Source organism: Lachnoclostridium sp. An196, assembly GCF_002160135.1.
Lineage (GTDB): Bacteria > Bacillota > Clostridia > Lachnospirales > Lachnospiraceae > Hominiventricola > Hominiventricola avistercoris.
Map to the genome: position 1 here is coordinate 294,423 of NZ_NFJZ01000001.1, position 17,549 is coordinate 311,971.

Sequence of the window (17,549 nt, forward strand, 5' to 3'; positions counted from 1 at the left end):
GGTGCTGACATGAAACAATTACTATTGGATAAAATCGCGAAAAAGGAGATCGTGGTCGGCGTCATCGGTCTGGGTTATGTGGGTCTGCCGCTGGCGGTAGAGAAGGCGAAAGCCGGATTCAAGACGATTGGTTTTGACGAGCAGCCGCATAAGGTAAAGATGGTCAACGAAGGCCACAACTATATCGGAGATGTGGTAGACAAGGACCTGAAACGCCTGGTGGAGGAAGGAATGCTGTCCGCTACTTCGGATTTCAGCTTTATCAGAGATGTGGATTTTATCGCCATCTGTGTGCCTACGCCGCTGGACATCCATCAGGAGCCGGATCTGAGCTGTGTGCGGAATTCCACGAGGGACATCGCGAAATACCTGACGAAGAACACCATGGTAGTGCTGGAGTCCACCACCTACCCGGGTACGACGGAAGAACTGGTGAAGCCGATCCTGGAGGAAGGGTCAGGGCTGAAATGCGGCGAAGATTTTTATCTGGGCTTTTCTCCGGAGCGTGTGGATCCGGGAAATCTGATCTATAAGACGAAAAATACTCCAAAAGTGATCGGCGGCGTGGGCAAAGACGCCACGGAAGTCATCGCGGCCATGTACCGGGCGGTTCTGGAAGGCGATGTGAAAGAGGTATCCTCACCGGCCATCGCGGAGATGGAGAAGATCCTGGAAAATACTTACCGGAATATCAACATCGGCCTGATCAATGAGCTGGCGATTCTCTGCAATGAGATGGGAATCAGTATCTGGGAGGTCATCGACGCGGCCAGCACGAAACCTTACGGTTTCCAGCCGTTCTATCCGGGACCGGGACTGGGCGGCCACTGTATTCCGCTGGATCCTTATTACCTGTCATGGAAGGCGCGGGAATACGGGTTTCACACGTCCATGATCGAAAGCTCCATGATGATTAATGATAAGATGCCGGCATACTGCGTGGAACGGGCAGGAAAGATCCTGAACCGTTTCCGGAAATCCCTGAACGGTTCCAGAGTGCTGGTCCTTGGCGTAGCCTACAAGCAGGACATCGACGATTACCGGGAGAGTCCGGCGCTGCGCGTGATCGAGGAACTGGAGAAGACAGGAGCGGATGTGATCTATTATGATCCCTGGGTCAGACAGTACAGATTCAAGGGACAGGAGCGCGTAAGCGAGCCGGAACTGACCGCGGAGCTGATCGAGAGCGCGGATCTGGTCATGATCACGGCAGCCCATACCAACGTGGATTATAAACTGGTGCAGCGGCATGCAAAAGCTGTCTTTGACACCAAGAACGTCATGAAAAACATAGAAAACAGAGAGAATATCGAGGTATTGTGATGAAATACGCGTTGATCGGATGCGGACGCATCGCCACGAATCATGTAAAAGCGGTATTGAACAACGGGCTGGAATTTGCCGCGGTCTGTGATGTGGATCAGCAGCAGATGGAGAGTCTGCTGGCAAAACATGGACTGGAGAAGGATCATTCTATTGCCAGATATACAGACTATCGGAAAATGGTGGAAGAAGTACAGCCGGAGCTGGTGGGAATCGCCACAGAGAGCGGCGTGCACGCGCAGATCGCTTTGTATTGTATCGATCATGGAGTGAACTGCATCATTGAGAAGCCCATAGCCATGAGTATGAAGGACGCGGATGAGATTGTCCGCCGTTCCGAAGAGAAAGGTGTGAAAGTCTCCGCCTGCCATCAGAACCGGTTCAACATCGCGGTTCAGGAGACCAGGAAAGCGCTGGAGGCAGGAAGATTCGGAAAGCTTTCCCACGGTTCTGTTCATGTAAGATGGAACAGGAATAAAAGTTATTATGATCAGGCTCCCTGGAGAGGCAGATGGGCTTCGGACGGGGGAGCGCTGATGAATCAGTGTATTCACGGCATCGATCTCCTCCGCTGGATGTTCGGGGATGAAGTGGAAGAAGTCTACGGACAGACCCGTCAGCAGTTCCACCATTACCTGGAGGCAGAGGATGTGGGCATGGCAGTGGTGAAGTTTAAAAACGGCGCGATTGCCACCATAGAGGGGACGACCAACGTATATCCGCAGAACCTGGAAGAGACTCTGTATATCTTCGGAGAGAAGGGAACTGTGAAAATCGGAGGAAAGTCCACAAATAACATTGATGTGTGGGACTTTGCGGACGAAGAAGCCCGGGATGACGCCAATAAGGGACTTAAAGAGGCCACCAGCAATGTCTACGGGAATGGTCATACCAGTCTGTATGCGGATATGATAGACGCGATAGAACATGACCGGAAGCCGTATGTGGACCCGGTGGCAGGAAGGAATGCCCTGGAACTGGTGCTGGCGATTTACAAGAGCCAGAAAGAAGGCGTGCCTGTGAAGCTGCCGTTGAAAGATTTTGAGAGTACAGATATGGCGGGAGAGTTCGATGTTTAAGATATGTGAGATCGTGATCCGGGATCTTCTGGAGGGATTTCCTGAGGGAAGAGACCTGGAAGGCAGGATCTATGGCGTGTCTGATCCGGAAGCGCCGGAGGATCATTCTGTTGTATTCGTGAAAAATGATGTGTCCGAGGATGTGGAAAAGGTCAAAGAATGCATTTTCATCACGAAAAAAGATATGGAATTGAGTCTGGATCCATCCAGCATACAACTGAAATGTTCTTTCCCTAAAAATCTCTATGGAGAGATTCTGGAACGGCTGAAAAATCTGATGCCCCATTTAGAACATCGTATGGAGAAAGGATACTGTTTTAGTGAGGACCTTCAAATAGGAGAGGATGTGCAGATTGGTCCTTTCTGTGTTGTCGGAAGAGATGTGGTGATTGGGGACGGGTGCCGGATCGGAGCAGGGACCGTGATCGGAGATCATGTGCGGATCGGAAGAGACGTGCAGATTCGTGAAAAATGTCTGATAGGCGTGGAAGACGCGGATATATACCGGACAGAAGACGGGGGCTGCAGGACGCTGCCCCATCTGGCCGGAACGGTGATCGAGGATGGCTGTCTTTTGCTGGCGGGTTCCGTGCTGGCGGCAGGGGACACCAGGACGACCGTGCTTGGAAGAGGATCCATGATCGGCCTTCTGGGAGATGTGGGACACAATTGCCGGATCGGTGAAGAGACCCTGGTCAGCGGAAAAGCCAGCATTTCAGGACACTGCCGGATCGGTGATCAGGTGTATGTGGCGCCTATGGCGGTGACAACGAACCGGATACAGGTCGGGGATCATGCGTATCTGGGGCTCGGAGCAGTGGCGATCAAGGATGTGCCGGAGGATGAGAAGCAGTTTGGGAATCCGGCCAGGAAGGTGCTGGAGATCAAAAAGAAATAAATGTGAAGGCAGGAGAGAGTATATGATTCAGAATATCCTGGATTATCTGGAGAGCAGCGCGTCGCAGTGCCCGGATAAGGCGGCGTTTGAGGACCTGGAGCAGAGTTACACGTATGCGCAGGTCAGAGAATACGGAAAACGGATCGGCAGTGCCCTGGCGGCAGTGCTTCCTCAGAATGCGCCGGTGCCGGTTCTGATGGAAAAAGAGGCGCGGACACTGAATGTATTTATGGGAGCAGTCTATGCAGGCTGCTTTTATTCGTTGGTAGAGCCGGAACAGCCGGTGGAGCGGATCCTGACGATTCTGTCTACTCTGGAGGCAGACGTCCTGGTCACCGGCAGGAAGCTGGAACAGAAGGTGCGGGAACTGGGATTTCCCGGAAAGATTCTGCTGGCCGAGGACCTGGCAGAGCATGAGATCTGTGAGACTGCGCTGAAGTCGAGGAGAGAAGCTTTCTGCGATGTGGATCCTCTGTATACAAATTTCACTTCGGGTTCCACCGGGACGCCGAAAGGAGTGGTTGTATCCCATCGCTCTGTGATTGATTTTACGGAGCATCTTGTCAGAATATTCGGAATCGGCAGGGATGATGTGATCGCCAATCAGGCTCCTTTTGACTTTGACGTTTCGGTGAAAGACATCTTTCCTGCGCTGAAGACAGGGGCCACATTGGAAGTGATTCCAAAGAAATTTTTCTCAGTGCCGAAGAAACTCCTGGATTTCCTGGATGACAGAAAGGTGACAAATCTTACATGGGCGGTTTCCGCGCTGTGCATCATCTCCATGCTGAAAGGATTCCGGTACAAAGTGCCGAAGACGATCCGCAGAGTCATGTTCAGCGGCGAAGTGATGCCGGTGAAACATCTGAACTATTGGAGAAGTTATCTGCCGGATGCGCTTTATGTAAATCTGTACGGACCTACCGAGATTACCTGCAACTGTACTTATTATATCGTAGACAGAGAGTTCGCGGAAGATGAGACACTGCCAATCGGGAAGGCTTTCCCGAATGAGAGAGTTTTCCTTCTGGATGAAGAAGACAGACTTTTGACGGAACCGGGAAAACTGGGGGAGATCTGTGTGTCGGGTACGGCACTTGCTCTGGGATATTTCCGAAACTGGGAGAAGACAGAAGAGGTATTTGTACAGAATCCGCTGAATCGGCGTTATCTGGAGCCGGTCTACCGCACCGGCGACCTGGGACGCTACGATGAGCAGGGAGAACTTTATTATGTGACGCGGAAAGATTTCCAGATCAAGCATATGGGACACCGGATCGAACTGGGAGAGATCGAGACGGCGTTTCAGGCATTGGACGGGGTTTCGCGCGCATGCTGCATCTATGACGAACCAAATACGAAGATAGTAGGATTCTATGTGGGCACGCCGGAAGCGAAAGAGATCATTGAAGGGCTGGCAGAAAAATTGCCACGCTTTATGATTCCTAACGTATTTTACCGGGTAGACGAGATGCCGGTGACCAAGAACGGCAAGATTGACAGGAAAGCCCTGATGGCGGAGTACAGAAAGTGAGGCTTAAATGAACGAGGAAAAGCTGCGGGAACTGGCGGTATCGCTGGATACGCCGTCCTATGTATTTGATACAGATATTCTGACAGAACGTGCCAGGTGGATCGCGGATACGATCCGCCCGGCAAAGCTGTGTTTCGCCATGAAGGCAAACCCGTTCCTGGTGAAAGTATTGGACGGATATGTGGAGAGGTACGAAGTGTGCTCTCCGGGAGAATTCCATATTTGCGTACAGAACGGGCTGGATATGAAGAAAATTGTTCTGTCCGGTGTAAATAAAGAGTATGAAGATGTGCGCTGTGCCATGGAGCAGGGCGTGGTACATTATACCGCAGAGTCCAGAGGGCAGTTTTATCTGGTGAGCCGCTGTGCGGAAGAACTGGACCGGCATGTGGAGATCCTGCTCCGGGTGACCAGCGGAAACCAGTTTGGAATGAGTGAAGAGGATGTGCGGCAGCTGATCCGTGAAAGAGACAAGTATCCATATGTAAATATCCGCGGACTTCAGTATTTTACAGGCACTCAGAAGAAAGTAATCAAAAAGATCGCGGCGGAAGTGGAATATATAGAAGAACTGATCCGGCGCCTGGAGGAAGAGGAAGGCTTTGTGACCAGGGAACTGGAATTCGGTCCCGGGTTGGGAGTCCCATATTTTATGAAGGATGATTTTGCGGAAGACTGCAGCCTTCTGGAGTCCTTCATGGAACTGTTCCGGGAGAAGAGACCTTATGAAGTGACGTTTGAGATGGGACGTTATCTGACCGCGTCCTGCGGATATTATATGACGAAGATCATGGACCAGAAGAGGAATGACGCGGTCAATGTGTGCATTGTGGACGGAGGAATCAATCATGTGAATTACTACGGCCAGAATATGGCCATGAAGACGCCGATCCTTTCTTACTTCCCGCAGCATCCGCTGGAACAGGAGAAGGAAGAGGAATGGACGGTCTATGGTTCCCTGTGTACAGTGGCGGATATTCTTCTGAAAAAGCTGCCGCTTTGTGATGCAAGGGTCGGGGATTATCTGGTTTTCCATAATATTGGGGCCTATTCCGTGACGGAAGGGATCTATCTGTTCCTGAGCCGCAGGATGCCGAAGATCTACCTTTACGGGGGAAAAGAGGGCGTCAGACTGGTGCGCGGCGCGCTGGAGACATGGTCATGGAACACGGAAGACTTGCGTTCATAATGCAGGCATGATAAAATGTCCTGATAGCAAACAATAATAAGTGTCAGGAGAAAGATTGTAATATGGAAGAATTAATGGAGCTTCTGCAGGCCCTGAAGCCTGAGATCGATTTTGAAACAGAAAAAGAACTGATTGATGACGGACTGCTGGAGTCTTTTGATGTGATTACCCTGATCGCAGAGATCGAAGATCAGTTCGGGGTAGAGATCCCGGCAGAGGAGATCGTGCCGGAGAATCTGAATTCCGCAGAGGGGATCTGGAACTTGATCCAGCGGATCAGAGAGGAAGAGTAAGATGGAATTTCGTGATCTGAAAAAGCAGTATCAGGTGTTGAAACCTGAGATGGATGCCGCGATCGGACAGGTATTGGAGGAATCCGTCTATATCGGCGGAAATCCGGTGGCACAGCTGGAAGCAGAGCTGGCGGAGTACGTGGGTGTGAAACACTGTATTGCCTGCGCCAATGGCACGGACGCCCTGACTCTTGCCCTGATGGCATGGGGGATCGGAGAGGGAGACGCGGTCTTTGTGCCGGACTTTACTTTCTTTTCTTCTGCCGAGACCGTGGCGTATGAAGGCGCGACACCGGTATTTACCGACATCCTGGAAGATACTTTTAATATGGATCCTGACAGTCTGGAGAGGGCGGTGCAGGCGGTACTGGCAGAAGGGAAACTGAAGCCCCGGGTAATCGTGGCGGTGGATCTTTTCGGACTGCCCGCAGATTATGAGCGGATCCGGGAGATTGCGGACCGTTATGGCATGTATATTCTGGAAGACGCGGCCCAGGGATTTGGAGGAAGTCTCCGTGGCAGACGGGCAGGAAGTTTCGGCGATATCGCGGCTACATCCTTTTTCCCGGCCAAGCCCCTGGGATGCTACGGGGACGGCGGCGCCGTCTTCACGGACAATGACGAATGGGCGGAACTGATCCGTTCTCTGCGGATCCATGGAAAGGGAACAGACAAATATGACAATGTCCGGATCGGGATGAATTCCCGCCTGGACACACTCCAGGCAGCGGTACTGCGGGTAAAGCTGAAAGCGTTCCGGGAGTATGAACTGAAGGATACGGATCGTATAGCAGCCCGGTATGAGGAAGAACTGTCAGATTGTGTGAAAGTGCCGAAGATACCGGAGGGATATGGTTCCGGATGGGCACAGTACAGCATCCTCTTAAAAGACGGGGAAGAGCGCGGCGCAGTGCAGGAATACCTGAAGGAGCACGGCGTACCCACGAATATTTATTATCCCAGAGGGATGCACCAGCAGACGGCGTTCGCGGGATGCAGACTGTATGGAGAAACGTTCCCGGTGACGTCAGGCGTATGTCAGAGAGTGCTGGCGCTTCCTTTATCGCCATATCTGACAGAGGAGGATCAGGCGAAAGTGATCCGGCTGATCCGTGAGAAAACAGGAGCAGATATATGAAGATATTGTTGATTTCCTATGACCATTGGAAATATGATGGGCGTCTTCGGGAACTGGTTAAAGTCGCCAAAGAATTGGGCGAGGTGACCTATATCACCCGCCGTTCCGACGGGGAAGAACCGCAGGAGAAAAGCCATATCCTTTATACGGATCATGGATATCCGGCGTTCGTCCGTTTCTGCTGCCTTCAGGCCAGACGGCTGGGGAAGGCGGACTTGATCTTTATCGATAACCGGAAAGGCATCCTGCCCGGATATCTGGCAAAACGCATCTGCGGTTCCGGATATGTGGTACAGGACTGCAGAGAATTGTATGATATGAAAAGCGCAGCCGGTATTCCGGGGAAGATCGGCTGTATTATGGAAAAAATTTTTACCAGACATTCGGATGTGGTCATCGCCGCCAATCCATTCCGTGCTAAAATCATGGTAAAAATGTTCGGGCTTAAGAAGACGCCTTTGAATTATGAAAACATCCGCAGACTGGAATATACGGAGGCAGGAAAGCAGAGGCAGATGGAGGAAGAAAACGGAGATTTTTTCCGGGAGAAAAGATTCCGTATTATCTCCACTGCAGGCTGTGATATGAGCCGGACTACCGGCAAACTGCTGGAAGCCATGAAGGAGCTGGGCGGAGAATATGAACTGCTTTTGGTCGGCGAAAATGACGAGGAAGACGAGATCCTGGCAGGCGCCACGATCCGGGAACTGGGGCTTACGAATGTGAAAATTCTGCCCCGCATGGGTCAGGATCATCTGAAGTATTTTATTGAAAATTGTCAGATCGGTTTTGTGGCCTATCATCAGCGGAATCTTAACAATAAATACTGTGCCAGCGGGAAGATCTTTGAATTTCTGTACGAGGGAAAGCCGGTGCTTGCTTCCACAAATCCTCCTCTTAAGGAACTCTGTGAAAAGTATGGCATAGGAATCGCCTCGGATGATTATGTCTCAGCGGTCAGGAAGCTTGCGGGTGATTACAGCAGGTGGACGGAACAGGTGGACAGATTTATCTCCAGGGTACATGTGGAGAAGAATAATCATAAACTGGCAGAGCAGATCAGAAAAGAACTGAAGGAAGGGTAGCATGAAAAAAGTAATGCTGGTATTCGGGACCAGGCCGGAGGCGATCAAGATGTGTCCGCTGGTCAATGAACTGAAGACAAGAAAAGAGATAGAGACGGTAGTCTGTGTGACAGGTCAGCACCGGCAGATGCTGGATCAGGTGCTGGAGGCTTTTTCCGTGGTTCCGGACTACGATCTGTCTGTCATGAAAGACCGTCAGACTTTGTTCGATGTGACGACGAATATTCTGAACCGGATCAGGGAGGTGCTGGAGACGGTGCGTCCCGATGTGGTGCTGGTACATGGGGACACTTCTACCACGTTTGTGACGGCTCTGGCCTGCTATTACCTTCAGATCCCGGTAGGGCATGTGGAGGCGGGACTGCGCACTTATAATATCTATTCTCCGTATCCGGAGGAATTTAACAGACAGGCAGTGGGGATCATCGCTGCCTATCATTTCGCGCCCACAGAATTGTCAAAGGAGAATTTGTTGAAAGAGGGAAAGAAGCCGGAGACCATCTATGTAACGGGCAATACCGCCATCGACGCGCTGAAGACTACCGTGCGGAAAGGTTATACGCATCCGGTTCTGGAGTGGGCGAAAGACAGTCGGCTGATTATGATCACGGCGCACCGCAGGGAGAATCTGGGAGAACCCATGAAGCATATGTTCCGGGCGATCCGCCGGGTCTGTGACGAACATCCGGATATCAAGGCGGTCTATCCGATTCATATGAATCCGGCAGTGCGTGAGACTGCCCAGGCCATCCTGGGAGACGACGAACGGATCCGGATCATAGAACCGCTGGATGTGCTGGATTTCCATAATTTTCTGGCCAGGAGCTATCTGATCCTGACAGACAGCGGCGGGATACAGGAAGAGGCGCCGTCTCTGGGCAAGCCGGTATTGGTGATGCGGGATACCACCGAGCGTCCCGAAGGGATCGCGGCGGGAACCCTGAAGCTGGTAGGCACAGATGAAGGGACGATCTATGAGAACTTCAAAATGCTTCTGGAAGATCAGGAAGCTTACAGAAAAATGAGTACGGCGAGCAATCCATACGGTGATGGATTTGCCTCGAAGAGAATTGCAGATATCTTGGAAGGAAAAGCATGAATTTATATTTGATCATATTTTTGATCCTTGCTGCGGGAGCAGTATGGGAATGGTTCCGGCCGCAGTATGGAAAATATATCTACTGGTGCTGCTGGGGACTGGCTGCCGCCTGTCTGTGCCTGCGGTTTGGGCAGGGTACGGATTATGTGACGTATCATGGACTTTATGAAACCATTCCGGCCTATATTGACCTGTCGCAGGGATATATCTGCGGATTTTATCCGGAGATCGGGTGGCGTCTCATATCGGCGGTGTTCAAACTGTTCCATGCCCCGTTCTGGGTATTTACTTTTGCCCTGGGGTTGGCGGATATGCTGCTTCTGCATCGGTTTTTGAATAAATATGTTCCTTTGAGAACAGCGGGGCTGTTTCTCTCTTATCCGGTATTGTATCTGGTCTATCTGGTGTCCGGACTTCGCCAGGGACTGGCGATCTGCATTTTTCTGGGGATTGCGGTTCCGTTTTACCTTGAGAAGAAGTGGGTGCGGTATATAGTCAGCGTGCTGATCGTGGCGTCATTCCACCGGGTGGGATACGCGTGGCTGGTACTTCCCGTCGTGTACTATCTGCCGGTATATGTAATCCTGGCTTTGCTTGGCCTTTCTATTGCGGGAGGTCTGGTTCTGCAGATAGGAGCGGTGGAGCAGCTGATTACGAATGTTCTGCCTGTGTATCATGTAAAGCAGTTTCTGCTGGACGGCGAGGTAAGTCTTTTTGCTGTGGGAGAGAGACTGGTCAGCGCCGCGGCAATACTGATTTTGTATTTTTGGAAAAAGAAAAAGGACGGTCAGCCGGAGCAGAGGACGACGCTTCTTCTGAAAGCCTATTTATGCGGGACATGTTTTTACATGCTGATGTGCGGCAGCTCTTATTATGCGAGCCGGTACTGCGTGATTTTTAAAGTACTGGAATGCGCGTTGGTTGTGCTGCTGATATCTGAACGCGATAAAATCGCAAAAATAGGGGCGGCATTCTTTCTGGGGCTGACGCTGGTGATGGGGATCAAAAATTTAAATGCAATGGTTTCCGAAAGTTACTATTATCAGCAGAACGGGGTAACTCTCTGGACTTATCCTTATATATCTGTATTTAATCAGGAAAAGATAAACGATTATTATAATTATGAAGAGGGTATGTGGAAGATCTATCATGATAATGTGATGGATCAGGAATTGTGGCGGATTGAAATGCAGGATTAAGCGGGAGAAATTTATGCGTCTGGAAATTTTATTAACGGCAGTGCTGTTCTTTGGAGGAACGTTTTTAAGCGGATATGCACTGCGGCGTCTGTTGAAACTGAAGAACGAGGGATTTCTGTTTTCGATCGTTTCCGGAACCATGCTGTGGTGGGCGCTGATGGAACTGATTCTGGTGCCGATGACGATGATGCATGCCTCTTTTCAGTCATTTGTCTGGCTGTACAGCCTGATTGTATTCGGATTGTCTGTGCTGGGACTTTTTTGCCGGAGAGATATTCTGGAAGATGGAAAAGCGGCGGTGAGAGACGGAAGACAGTATCTGACGCTGGGGCATCTTGCAGCGCTGGCGCTGATCTGTTATCAGTTGTATTTTATCCATCATCATATGTATCTGGAGTGGGACGATACGTATTATGTAAATCTGGCCAATGAAGCGGTATATTCTAACCAGATTTACTGGGTTTATCCGGAGACAGGATCGTTTGCAGACTTTGACAAAAGATATGTGTTGTCCCTGTGGCCGATTTTCTATGCCTGGTTGTCGAAACTGATCGGCGTGATTCCGACGGTTATGGCGCATACGATTTTGCCATGGCTGATCATTCCGCTGGCATATATGATTTATGCCTTAATAGGAAAGCGATTGTTCCCAAAGGACAGTCAGATACAGGGAATGTTTCTGGCTATGGCAGTCTTTCTTCATTTGTTCATGAGCGGGCAGCATACCTCCGGACTTACTTTTCTAAGCATTACTCCGTGGGTGGGAAAAGGAGTGCTTGCTGCTGTCCTGCTTCCAATGTTGTTTTATATGGTTTTCAGGGCGATAGAGAAAGGAAGTCCGGGTGACTGGATCCTGATGGGGATTACCGGACTTGGAGGATGTCTCCTGTCTTCCATGGGAATCATGCTGATCCCGGTTTTTATCGGAACCTCTGTCTTGCTGACAACTCTGCGAAAAAGAAGGGTTATGGATATTGTCTGTGGACTGGCGGCGTGCGCGCCATGTCTGATTCTGGGTATCTATTATATTTATCTGATACATTAAGAGAAAGGGATCCTTATGCTGGAATTTTTTGAAACTGCAAAAACAGATTTTCTGGCCACATTTGAGGGAGCATGGATATTCCCGATCTTGCTGGCTGCCATAATATGGATCCTGATCAGGGAAAAAGACTGGCTCAGAAAAATTCTTTTTGGGATACTGCCGTTGGCTTTTTTGTTCCTGTACTGGTGCCCGCTGTCGGGGCTTTTGTTTATCAGATTGTTGGGAGACGAAGTTTACTGGAGAGTTCTTTGGCTGATTCTTCTGGCGGTGACGATTCCCTACGCCGGATGCCTGCTGTTGAAAAGCCTGACGGGTATCCGGCGTCAGGCGGCTTTCCTGGGATTGCTGGCGGTGTTGGCGCTGGGGGGAAAGCAGGTGCTTTCCACGGAATGGTTTGAAGCCTCCACCAATGTATATAAGATCCCGCAGTATGTGGTGGATGTATGTGATCTGCTTCCGGGAAACATTCATGCAGCCATGTCCAACCGGCTGACGCCGTATGTAAGGCTGTATGATCCGACGATTACTCTGGAATATGCACGGAACGCGCTGAGCTTTAACGGAATGGAAGAGGTGCATGGGCCGACAGCCAATCTGTATAAAGCGGTACAGAAGGACGAAATTGACGTGGACGTGGCGGGACCGCTTGCCAGACAGCAGGGATGTACGTTTCTGGTTTTTTCTCTCAGCCGGACTTATAAAGGGGATTGGGCGGATTACGGATACCGGGAGTATGGGACGACCAGCGAGTTCCGTATTTTTGTAGATGAAAATTATGAAGAAGGGCAGGATACAAGAAAATGGGAAGAATAAAAGAATTGAAACCGTTTGTCAAAGTATTTTTTATTCTGATTGCAGTTTTTTTTCTCTCTATGACACTGGTGTACTGTATCCCCACATCCTGGATACAAGGGAATGTAGAAAAATCCTTGGAAGTGATGGAAGGAGAAGGGGAATATCCCATGTACTTTTTCTACCGTCACAGTGCAATCATCGATGTTCATACAGATAAACTGATGTATGAAAGTTTGATCCAGAACCGGGATTATTACAATCCGATTCAGGCTGCCATGAGTATTAATCAGTATCCTCGCTACTGGCATGGATATCAGGTGCTCCTTCGGCCCTTGACAGTGGTGTTTCAGGTGCAGGAGCTGCGGTATCTGGGTATGCTCACTTTCCATCTGCTGTTTTTCTGGAGCGCCTGGCTAATGGCAAAGAAGACAAAGCCATTGTACGCGATGTTTTATGTGCTGACGGTAGCCAGCGGCTATGTCGTATTTCTGCCCGTGTGCTTCCAGTTTCTGACAACGTTTTTAGTGCTGTTTGTATCGTTGATCGTTCTTCTGCGCAGATATGATAAAAACAAACCGCTGCCGGCCGTGAAGTGGATGTTATATTTCTTTGTTGTAGGTATGGTGGAAAACTTCTTTGATTTTTTGACCTACCCGATTCTTACGCTGGGGATTCCGCTGGTTCTGCTGCTGTGGCTCCGGGTGAGAGATGAACAGGCGGACTTCAGAAGTAATTTCTGGTTCATGTTTAAAGCTTCGCTGACCTGGTTCTTCGGGTATGCGCTGACCTGGATCAGTAAGTGGCTGCTTTCTGCCGCGATCCTGGGTGTCCGGTATTTTTGGAGGACCATGAGCGTGGTGCAGTACCGGTTGGAGGGGAGTGAGGAAGAACCTCTGGATCGAATCGGAACGATTGAACGGAACATAAAGGCATGGTTAAATGTACAGGATGGAGGCGTCATTTCCAGCAGTAAAATTATCATATTACTTCTTCTTGTGGCAGTTGTTCTGATTTTCTGGAGAAAATTGAAAGACTGGAAAACTGTCGGTGCATATTTGCCTATCCTTTTTGTTGTGTTGTATCCGTATATCTGGTACCTGGTGATGTCCAACCATTCTCAGATCCATTATTGGTATACTTACCGTGCGCAGCTTGTGGCGTTATTTGCCGGACTGGTATTCTTGGCAGCTATTTTGCGTGAAAGAAAACCTGAGGAGAAGGCGGAAGGAGAGCATTGAAAATGAAGAAGGTAGTAATCATCGGGGCCGGACCGGCTGGCTTGACTGCAGGATTTGAGCTGAAAAAGAGAGCGCCGCAGGAGTATGATGTGACAATCCTGGAAGAGAGCGGGGAGATCGGCGGGATATCACGAACAATAAATTATAAAAATAATCGCATGGATATTGGAGGGCACCGATTCTTTTCCAAGGATCCGGAAGTCATGAAATGGTGGAAGGAGTTGATGCCCATACAGGGAGCACCATCATACGATGACAAAAAGCTGGGAAGAGAGAAACCATTGGTGAAAGGCGGTCCGGATCCGGAGAAAGAGGACCGGGTCATGCTGGTGCGTCAGAGAGTGTCCCGGATTTATTACAAAAAGAAATTTTTTGATTATCCGGTGTCCATGAAGCCGCAGACTTTTATCAATATGGGATTTACTCAGACGATGAAGGCTGGATTCAGTTATCTGGGATCCTGCATACACAAACTGCCGGAAGATTCCCTGGAAAACTTCTATGTAAACCGATTTGGCCGGGTGCTTTACGGGATGTTCTTTGAAGGCTATACGGAAAAACTGTGGGGACGCCATCCCAGAGAGATCTCGGCAGACTGGGGGGCGCAGAGAGTAAAAGGTCTGTCTATCTCTGCTATGGTCAAAGATATGGTTGGGAAGATTCTGCCCGGTAAAAAGGGACGGAAGGTAGAAACCTCTCTGATTGAAGAATTTATCTATCCCAAATATGGTCCCGGGCAGCTCTGGGAGACAGCAGCGGCAGAGATTGAAAAGATGGGAGGTCATATAAAAAAACATTGTAAAGTTACCGGAATCCGGACCGAGAGCGGGAAAGTGACTGCATTGGAGACGATCGGAGAAAATGGAGAGACACATACCGTGGAAGGTGATATCTTCATTTCGTCTATGCCCCTGAAGGATCTGGTGAAAGGAATGGGTGATACGGTTCCGGAGGATATTCAGGCGATTGCCGAAGGGCTTCCGTACCGTGATTTCGTAACAGTAGGACTTCTGTTAGATCATCTGAACCTAAAAAATCTGACGAAAATCCGGACGTTGAACAATATTGTCCCGGACTGCTGGATCTATGTACAGGATACAGGCGTCAAACTGGGGCGGATCCAGATTTTTAACAACTGGTCGCCGTATCTGGTGAAAGATGTGGACTCCAAAGTGTGGATCGGACTGGAGTATTTCTGCAAAGAGGGAGATGATTTCTGGAATCTGTCGAAAGATAAGTGCGTCCGCCTGGCGGTGGAGGAACTGATCCGTATGGGAGTCATCAGCAGGAAAGAGGATGTGTTGGATTCGCACAGAGAACGGGTAAAAAAAGCATATCCGGCTTATTTTGATACCTATGGACAGATCGATCAGCTGATTGAATATTTAAACGGGTTTGAAAATCTGTATTGTGTGGGACGCAACGGACAGCATCGCTATAACAACATGGATCATTCTATGGTGACGGCGTTTGAGACGGTGAAAAATATTCTGTCAGGTGAAAAAAACAGAGATAATATCTGGAATGTAAATACAGAAAAGGAATACCATGAAGAAAAAGCGGAGGCTTAGATGAAACGGTTTGTAGAGCGGATAAGGGGAATAGATAAAAGGATATTTATATTAGCATCGGTTTGTCTGCTGATAGAGGTATTTATCTGTAATGCAAATTCGTTTCGGGTATTAAATCAGGAGACATATGAAAGAAAGTCATATACTGTCGATCAGATGGAGACTACGGGCTTCGAAGTTACAGGAAATATTTTGACTTATGTGGCAGATTATGGGGAGGAAGCATCTGTTACAATAAAAAATATTGACACGAATGTGGGCACGATTTACCTGGATCTGTATTTGCCCAATGAGAGTTATTTAAGCTATACTGTATATTATACAGATGAAGCAAACCAATATCTGTCACGCAGTTTTTCCGGGGAATACGTACCAGGTGTAGAAAGGACAAAATGGAGAACCTGTCATTTTTCGGGCAAATCGGATGAGATAAAGATTGTTTTTAACATTGAAGATGATCTTTATCAGATGGCAGTGGATGAATGTTCCTTTAATAAGCCGGTTGAATTCCACTTTTCAGCGGTCCGTTTTTTGATACTGCTTACAATCGTTCTGGGGATCTATTTGATGAGGTCTCATCCATATTGGTATGGGGCATTAAGATACAGAGGACAGGTCTGTATTCTATGTGTTTGTACGGTTCTGTTTCTGGGTGTTTTGGGAAGTATTTATATGAATTCCGTAGATGAGGTTCGGGTTGCGTCGGAAGAAGGAGATCTGTATAGCCAGCATCTGACAGATGCACTGCTGGATGGCCAGGTGAAACTGAAACTGCAGCCGTCCGAAAAACTGCTTTCTATGGATAATCCATATGATGCGACAGAGCGGGATGCAAAAGGGCTGGTCAGAGATGAGGACTATATTTTGGATGCGGCTTATTATGACGGTAACTATTATGTTTATTTCGGAATTGTTCCCGCATTTTTGCTGTTTGTTCCCTTCACTCTGTGTACGGGGATGTATTTGTCTACCGGATTTGTTACGTTCGTATTTTTTTGTATATATCTGATTTTTTTAAATGCTTTGCTGATAAAATTTATCCGTAAGATATTGCCGGAAACTTCTTTTGGAACCTATATTCTTGGGATATGGATGCTGGACGCGGCGAGTGTTGCGCTTTGTTTTGTCTCAAGAGCCCGGTTCTATGAGATGGTGTATGCTGTAGGACTGGCGTTTTCTGCGATTGGTTTATACTTTCTTGCTTCTGCTTTCTGGAAAGAACAGAAAAATTGTATACAGATCTTTTTTGGAGCATTATTTCTTGCGCTGGCAGTGGGATGTCGGCCGACAATGGTATTTTATTCTTTTTTGTTAGTTCCGTATCTGGTTTACAGATTAAAAAACGATACCGTGAAAGAAAATATAAAAATTTTCGCCGTTTTATTAATTCCGTATATTTGTGTGGCCGGGATTTTGATGTGGTATAATTACGCGCGTTTTGGAAACATATTTGATTTTGGCCAGAACTATCAGCTGACAGTAACAGATATGGCGAGAGATTCCTATAAATTGTCTACACTTCCATGGTGTCTTTGGTTCGGAATGTTTCAGCCTCTGTCGTTTTCTGCAGTGTTTCCGTTTGTCTCCAGCGGCAGCATGGTTAATGACTATGCCGGATATCTTTGGAATAACAGTGCGGTTACAATGTTTAGCAGTACTCCGCTTTTGTATATTATGTTTTGCCCGGTATTCTGGAAAGCGTGGAAACGGAAGACAGGAATGTTATCTACCGCTATCATGGGAACCGGGATAGGGACGGGCCTGCTTCTCTCCGTGTTTATATTTATATCAGCAGGAGTGCATATCCGTTATACTGCGGAGCCTGTACCGATTTTGGTATTCGGAGTTTTGTTGCTTTTTGCTAATTATATGAATGAACAAGATGGGGCAATACGGAAAAACATGATTACGCTGTTGTTTGCGTTGACAGTTTTTACTGTTCTGGTCGGTTTCCTGATGGGGATTGTGGGAGAACGGAATTGGATTTTTACCAGACATCCGGAATTTTATTTCAGTGTTGAACGTGCATTTTGCTTTTGGAAATAATATGAAAGCCCACCTGT

Annotated in this window: 15 protein-coding genes; all 15 read left to right on the forward strand. The window is 48.6% G+C overall.

Going from position 1 to position 17,549, the window contains the following annotated elements; genetic code table 11:
• Positions 1 to 9: 9 nt before the first annotated feature.
• The 15 genes from B5F29_RS01305 to B5F29_RS01375 all read left to right on the forward strand — a co-directional run bounded on the left by B5F29_RS01305 (position 10) and on the right by B5F29_RS01375 (position 17,532).
• The gene (locus B5F29_RS01305) at positions 10 to 1,323 is read left to right on the forward strand and encodes a nucleotide sugar dehydrogenase (RefSeq protein WP_087152868.1); all 1,314 of its coding nucleotides are present in this window, start codon (positions 10 to 12) and stop codon (positions 1,321 to 1,323) included.
• Entirely contained in the window at positions 1,323 to 2,402 is a 1,080-nt protein-coding gene (locus tag B5F29_RS01310) for a Gfo/Idh/MocA family protein (RefSeq protein ID WP_087152869.1), read from the forward strand. Before B5F29_RS01305 ends, B5F29_RS01310 begins: the two co-directional genes overlap by 1 nt.
• A complete protein-coding gene (locus B5F29_RS01315; RefSeq protein WP_087152870.1) occupies positions 2,395 to 3,300 on the forward strand; it encodes a hypothetical protein in 906 nt (301 codons plus the stop codon). Before B5F29_RS01310 ends, B5F29_RS01315 begins: the two co-directional genes overlap by 8 nt.
• A gap of 22 nt (positions 3,301 to 3,322) precedes the next feature.
• On the forward strand, positions 3,323 to 4,834 hold the full coding sequence (locus tag B5F29_RS01320) for an amino acid adenylation domain-containing protein (RefSeq protein WP_087152871.1): 1,512 nt from the start codon (positions 3,323 to 3,325) through the stop codon (positions 4,832 to 4,834).
• A gap of 7 nt (positions 4,835 to 4,841) precedes the next feature.
• Positions 4,842 to 6,023, forward strand: coding sequence for a diaminopimelate decarboxylase family protein (locus tag B5F29_RS01325; RefSeq protein ID WP_087152872.1), 1,182 nt, complete (start codon positions 4,842 to 4,844; stop codon positions 6,021 to 6,023).
• Positions 6,024 to 6,085: 62 nt separating this feature from the next.
• Positions 6,086 to 6,316: a phosphopantetheine-binding protein gene (locus B5F29_RS01330; protein WP_087152873.1), complete on the forward strand. Its 231-nt coding sequence runs from the start codon at positions 6,086 to 6,088 to the stop codon at positions 6,314 to 6,316.
• Between the two features lies 1 nt (position 6,317).
• Positions 6,318 to 7,454, forward strand: a complete 1,137-nt coding sequence (locus B5F29_RS01335; RefSeq protein ID WP_087152874.1) for a DegT/DnrJ/EryC1/StrS family aminotransferase — start codon at positions 6,318 to 6,320, stop codon at positions 7,452 to 7,454.
• Positions 7,451 to 8,539, forward strand: a complete 1,089-nt coding sequence (locus tag B5F29_RS01340) for a hypothetical protein (RefSeq protein ID WP_087152875.1) — start codon at positions 7,451 to 7,453, stop codon at positions 8,537 to 8,539. Before B5F29_RS01335 ends, B5F29_RS01340 begins: the two co-directional genes overlap by 4 nt.
• A 1-nt stretch (position 8,540) precedes the next feature.
• Positions 8,541 to 9,638: a non-hydrolyzing UDP-N-acetylglucosamine 2-epimerase gene (gene wecB, locus B5F29_RS01345; protein ID WP_087152876.1), complete on the forward strand. Its 1,098-nt coding sequence runs from the start codon at positions 8,541 to 8,543 to the stop codon at positions 9,636 to 9,638.
• Positions 9,635 to 10,837, forward strand: a complete 1,203-nt coding sequence (locus B5F29_RS01350; RefSeq protein ID WP_087152877.1) for an EpsG family protein — start codon at positions 9,635 to 9,637, stop codon at positions 10,835 to 10,837. Before wecB ends, B5F29_RS01350 begins: the two co-directional genes overlap by 4 nt.
• A 13-nt stretch (positions 10,838 to 10,850) precedes the next feature.
• Positions 10,851 to 11,882: a DUF6077 domain-containing protein gene (locus B5F29_RS01355; RefSeq protein WP_087152878.1), complete on the forward strand. Its 1,032-nt coding sequence runs from the start codon at positions 10,851 to 10,853 to the stop codon at positions 11,880 to 11,882.
• A 15-nt stretch (positions 11,883 to 11,897) separates the two neighbouring features.
• Positions 11,898 to 12,695 (forward strand): hypothetical protein, encoded by a 798-nt coding sequence (locus B5F29_RS01360; RefSeq protein WP_087152879.1) that lies wholly within the window; start codon positions 11,898 to 11,900, stop codon positions 12,693 to 12,695.
• Entirely contained in the window at positions 12,683 to 13,915 is a 1,233-nt protein-coding gene (locus tag B5F29_RS01365; protein ID WP_087152880.1) for a hypothetical protein, read from the forward strand. The genes B5F29_RS01360 and B5F29_RS01365 overlap by 13 nt, the downstream gene beginning before the upstream one ends.
• Before the next feature lie 2 nt (positions 13,916 to 13,917).
• On the forward strand, positions 13,918 to 15,486 hold the full coding sequence (locus B5F29_RS01370) for an NAD(P)/FAD-dependent oxidoreductase (RefSeq protein WP_087152881.1): 1,569 nt from the start codon (positions 13,918 to 13,920) through the stop codon (positions 15,484 to 15,486).
• On the forward strand, positions 15,487 to 17,532 hold the full coding sequence (locus B5F29_RS01375; protein WP_087152882.1) for a hypothetical protein: 2,046 nt from the start codon (positions 15,487 to 15,489) through the stop codon (positions 17,530 to 17,532). It begins immediately after the preceding gene.
• Positions 17,533 to 17,549 lie beyond the last annotated feature (17 nt).

Coding starts and splice junctions, on each gene's coding strand:
- B5F29_RS01305 (WP_087152868.1), top strand. CDS start 10: ATGAAACAATTACTATTGGATAAAATCGCGAAAAAGGAGATCGTGGTC.
- B5F29_RS01310 (WP_087152869.1), top strand. CDS start 1,323: ATGAAATACGCGTTGATCGGATGCGGACGCATCGCCACGAATCATGTA.
- B5F29_RS01315 (WP_087152870.1), top strand. CDS start 2,395: ATGTTTAAGATATGTGAGATCGTGATCCGGGATCTTCTGGAGGGATTT.
- B5F29_RS01320 (WP_087152871.1), top strand. CDS start 3,323: ATGATTCAGAATATCCTGGATTATCTGGAGAGCAGCGCGTCGCAGTGC.
- B5F29_RS01325 (WP_087152872.1), top strand. CDS start 4,842: ATGAACGAGGAAAAGCTGCGGGAACTGGCGGTATCGCTGGATACGCCG.
- B5F29_RS01330 (WP_087152873.1), top strand. CDS start 6,086: ATGGAAGAATTAATGGAGCTTCTGCAGGCCCTGAAGCCTGAGATCGAT.
- B5F29_RS01335 (WP_087152874.1), top strand. CDS start 6,318: ATGGAATTTCGTGATCTGAAAAAGCAGTATCAGGTGTTGAAACCTGAG.
- B5F29_RS01340 (WP_087152875.1), top strand. CDS start 7,451: ATGAAGATATTGTTGATTTCCTATGACCATTGGAAATATGATGGGCGT.
- wecB (WP_087152876.1), top strand. CDS start 8,541: ATGAAAAAAGTAATGCTGGTATTCGGGACCAGGCCGGAGGCGATCAAG.
- B5F29_RS01350 (WP_087152877.1), top strand. CDS start 9,635: ATGAATTTATATTTGATCATATTTTTGATCCTTGCTGCGGGAGCAGTA.
- B5F29_RS01355 (WP_087152878.1), top strand. CDS start 10,851: ATGCGTCTGGAAATTTTATTAACGGCAGTGCTGTTCTTTGGAGGAACG.
- B5F29_RS01360 (WP_087152879.1), top strand. CDS start 11,898: ATGCTGGAATTTTTTGAAACTGCAAAAACAGATTTTCTGGCCACATTT.
- B5F29_RS01365 (WP_087152880.1), top strand. CDS start 12,683: ATGGGAAGAATAAAAGAATTGAAACCGTTTGTCAAAGTATTTTTTATT.
- B5F29_RS01370 (WP_087152881.1), top strand. CDS start 13,918: ATGAAGAAGGTAGTAATCATCGGGGCCGGACCGGCTGGCTTGACTGCA.
- B5F29_RS01375 (WP_087152882.1), top strand. CDS start 15,487: ATGAAACGGTTTGTAGAGCGGATAAGGGGAATAGATAAAAGGATATTT.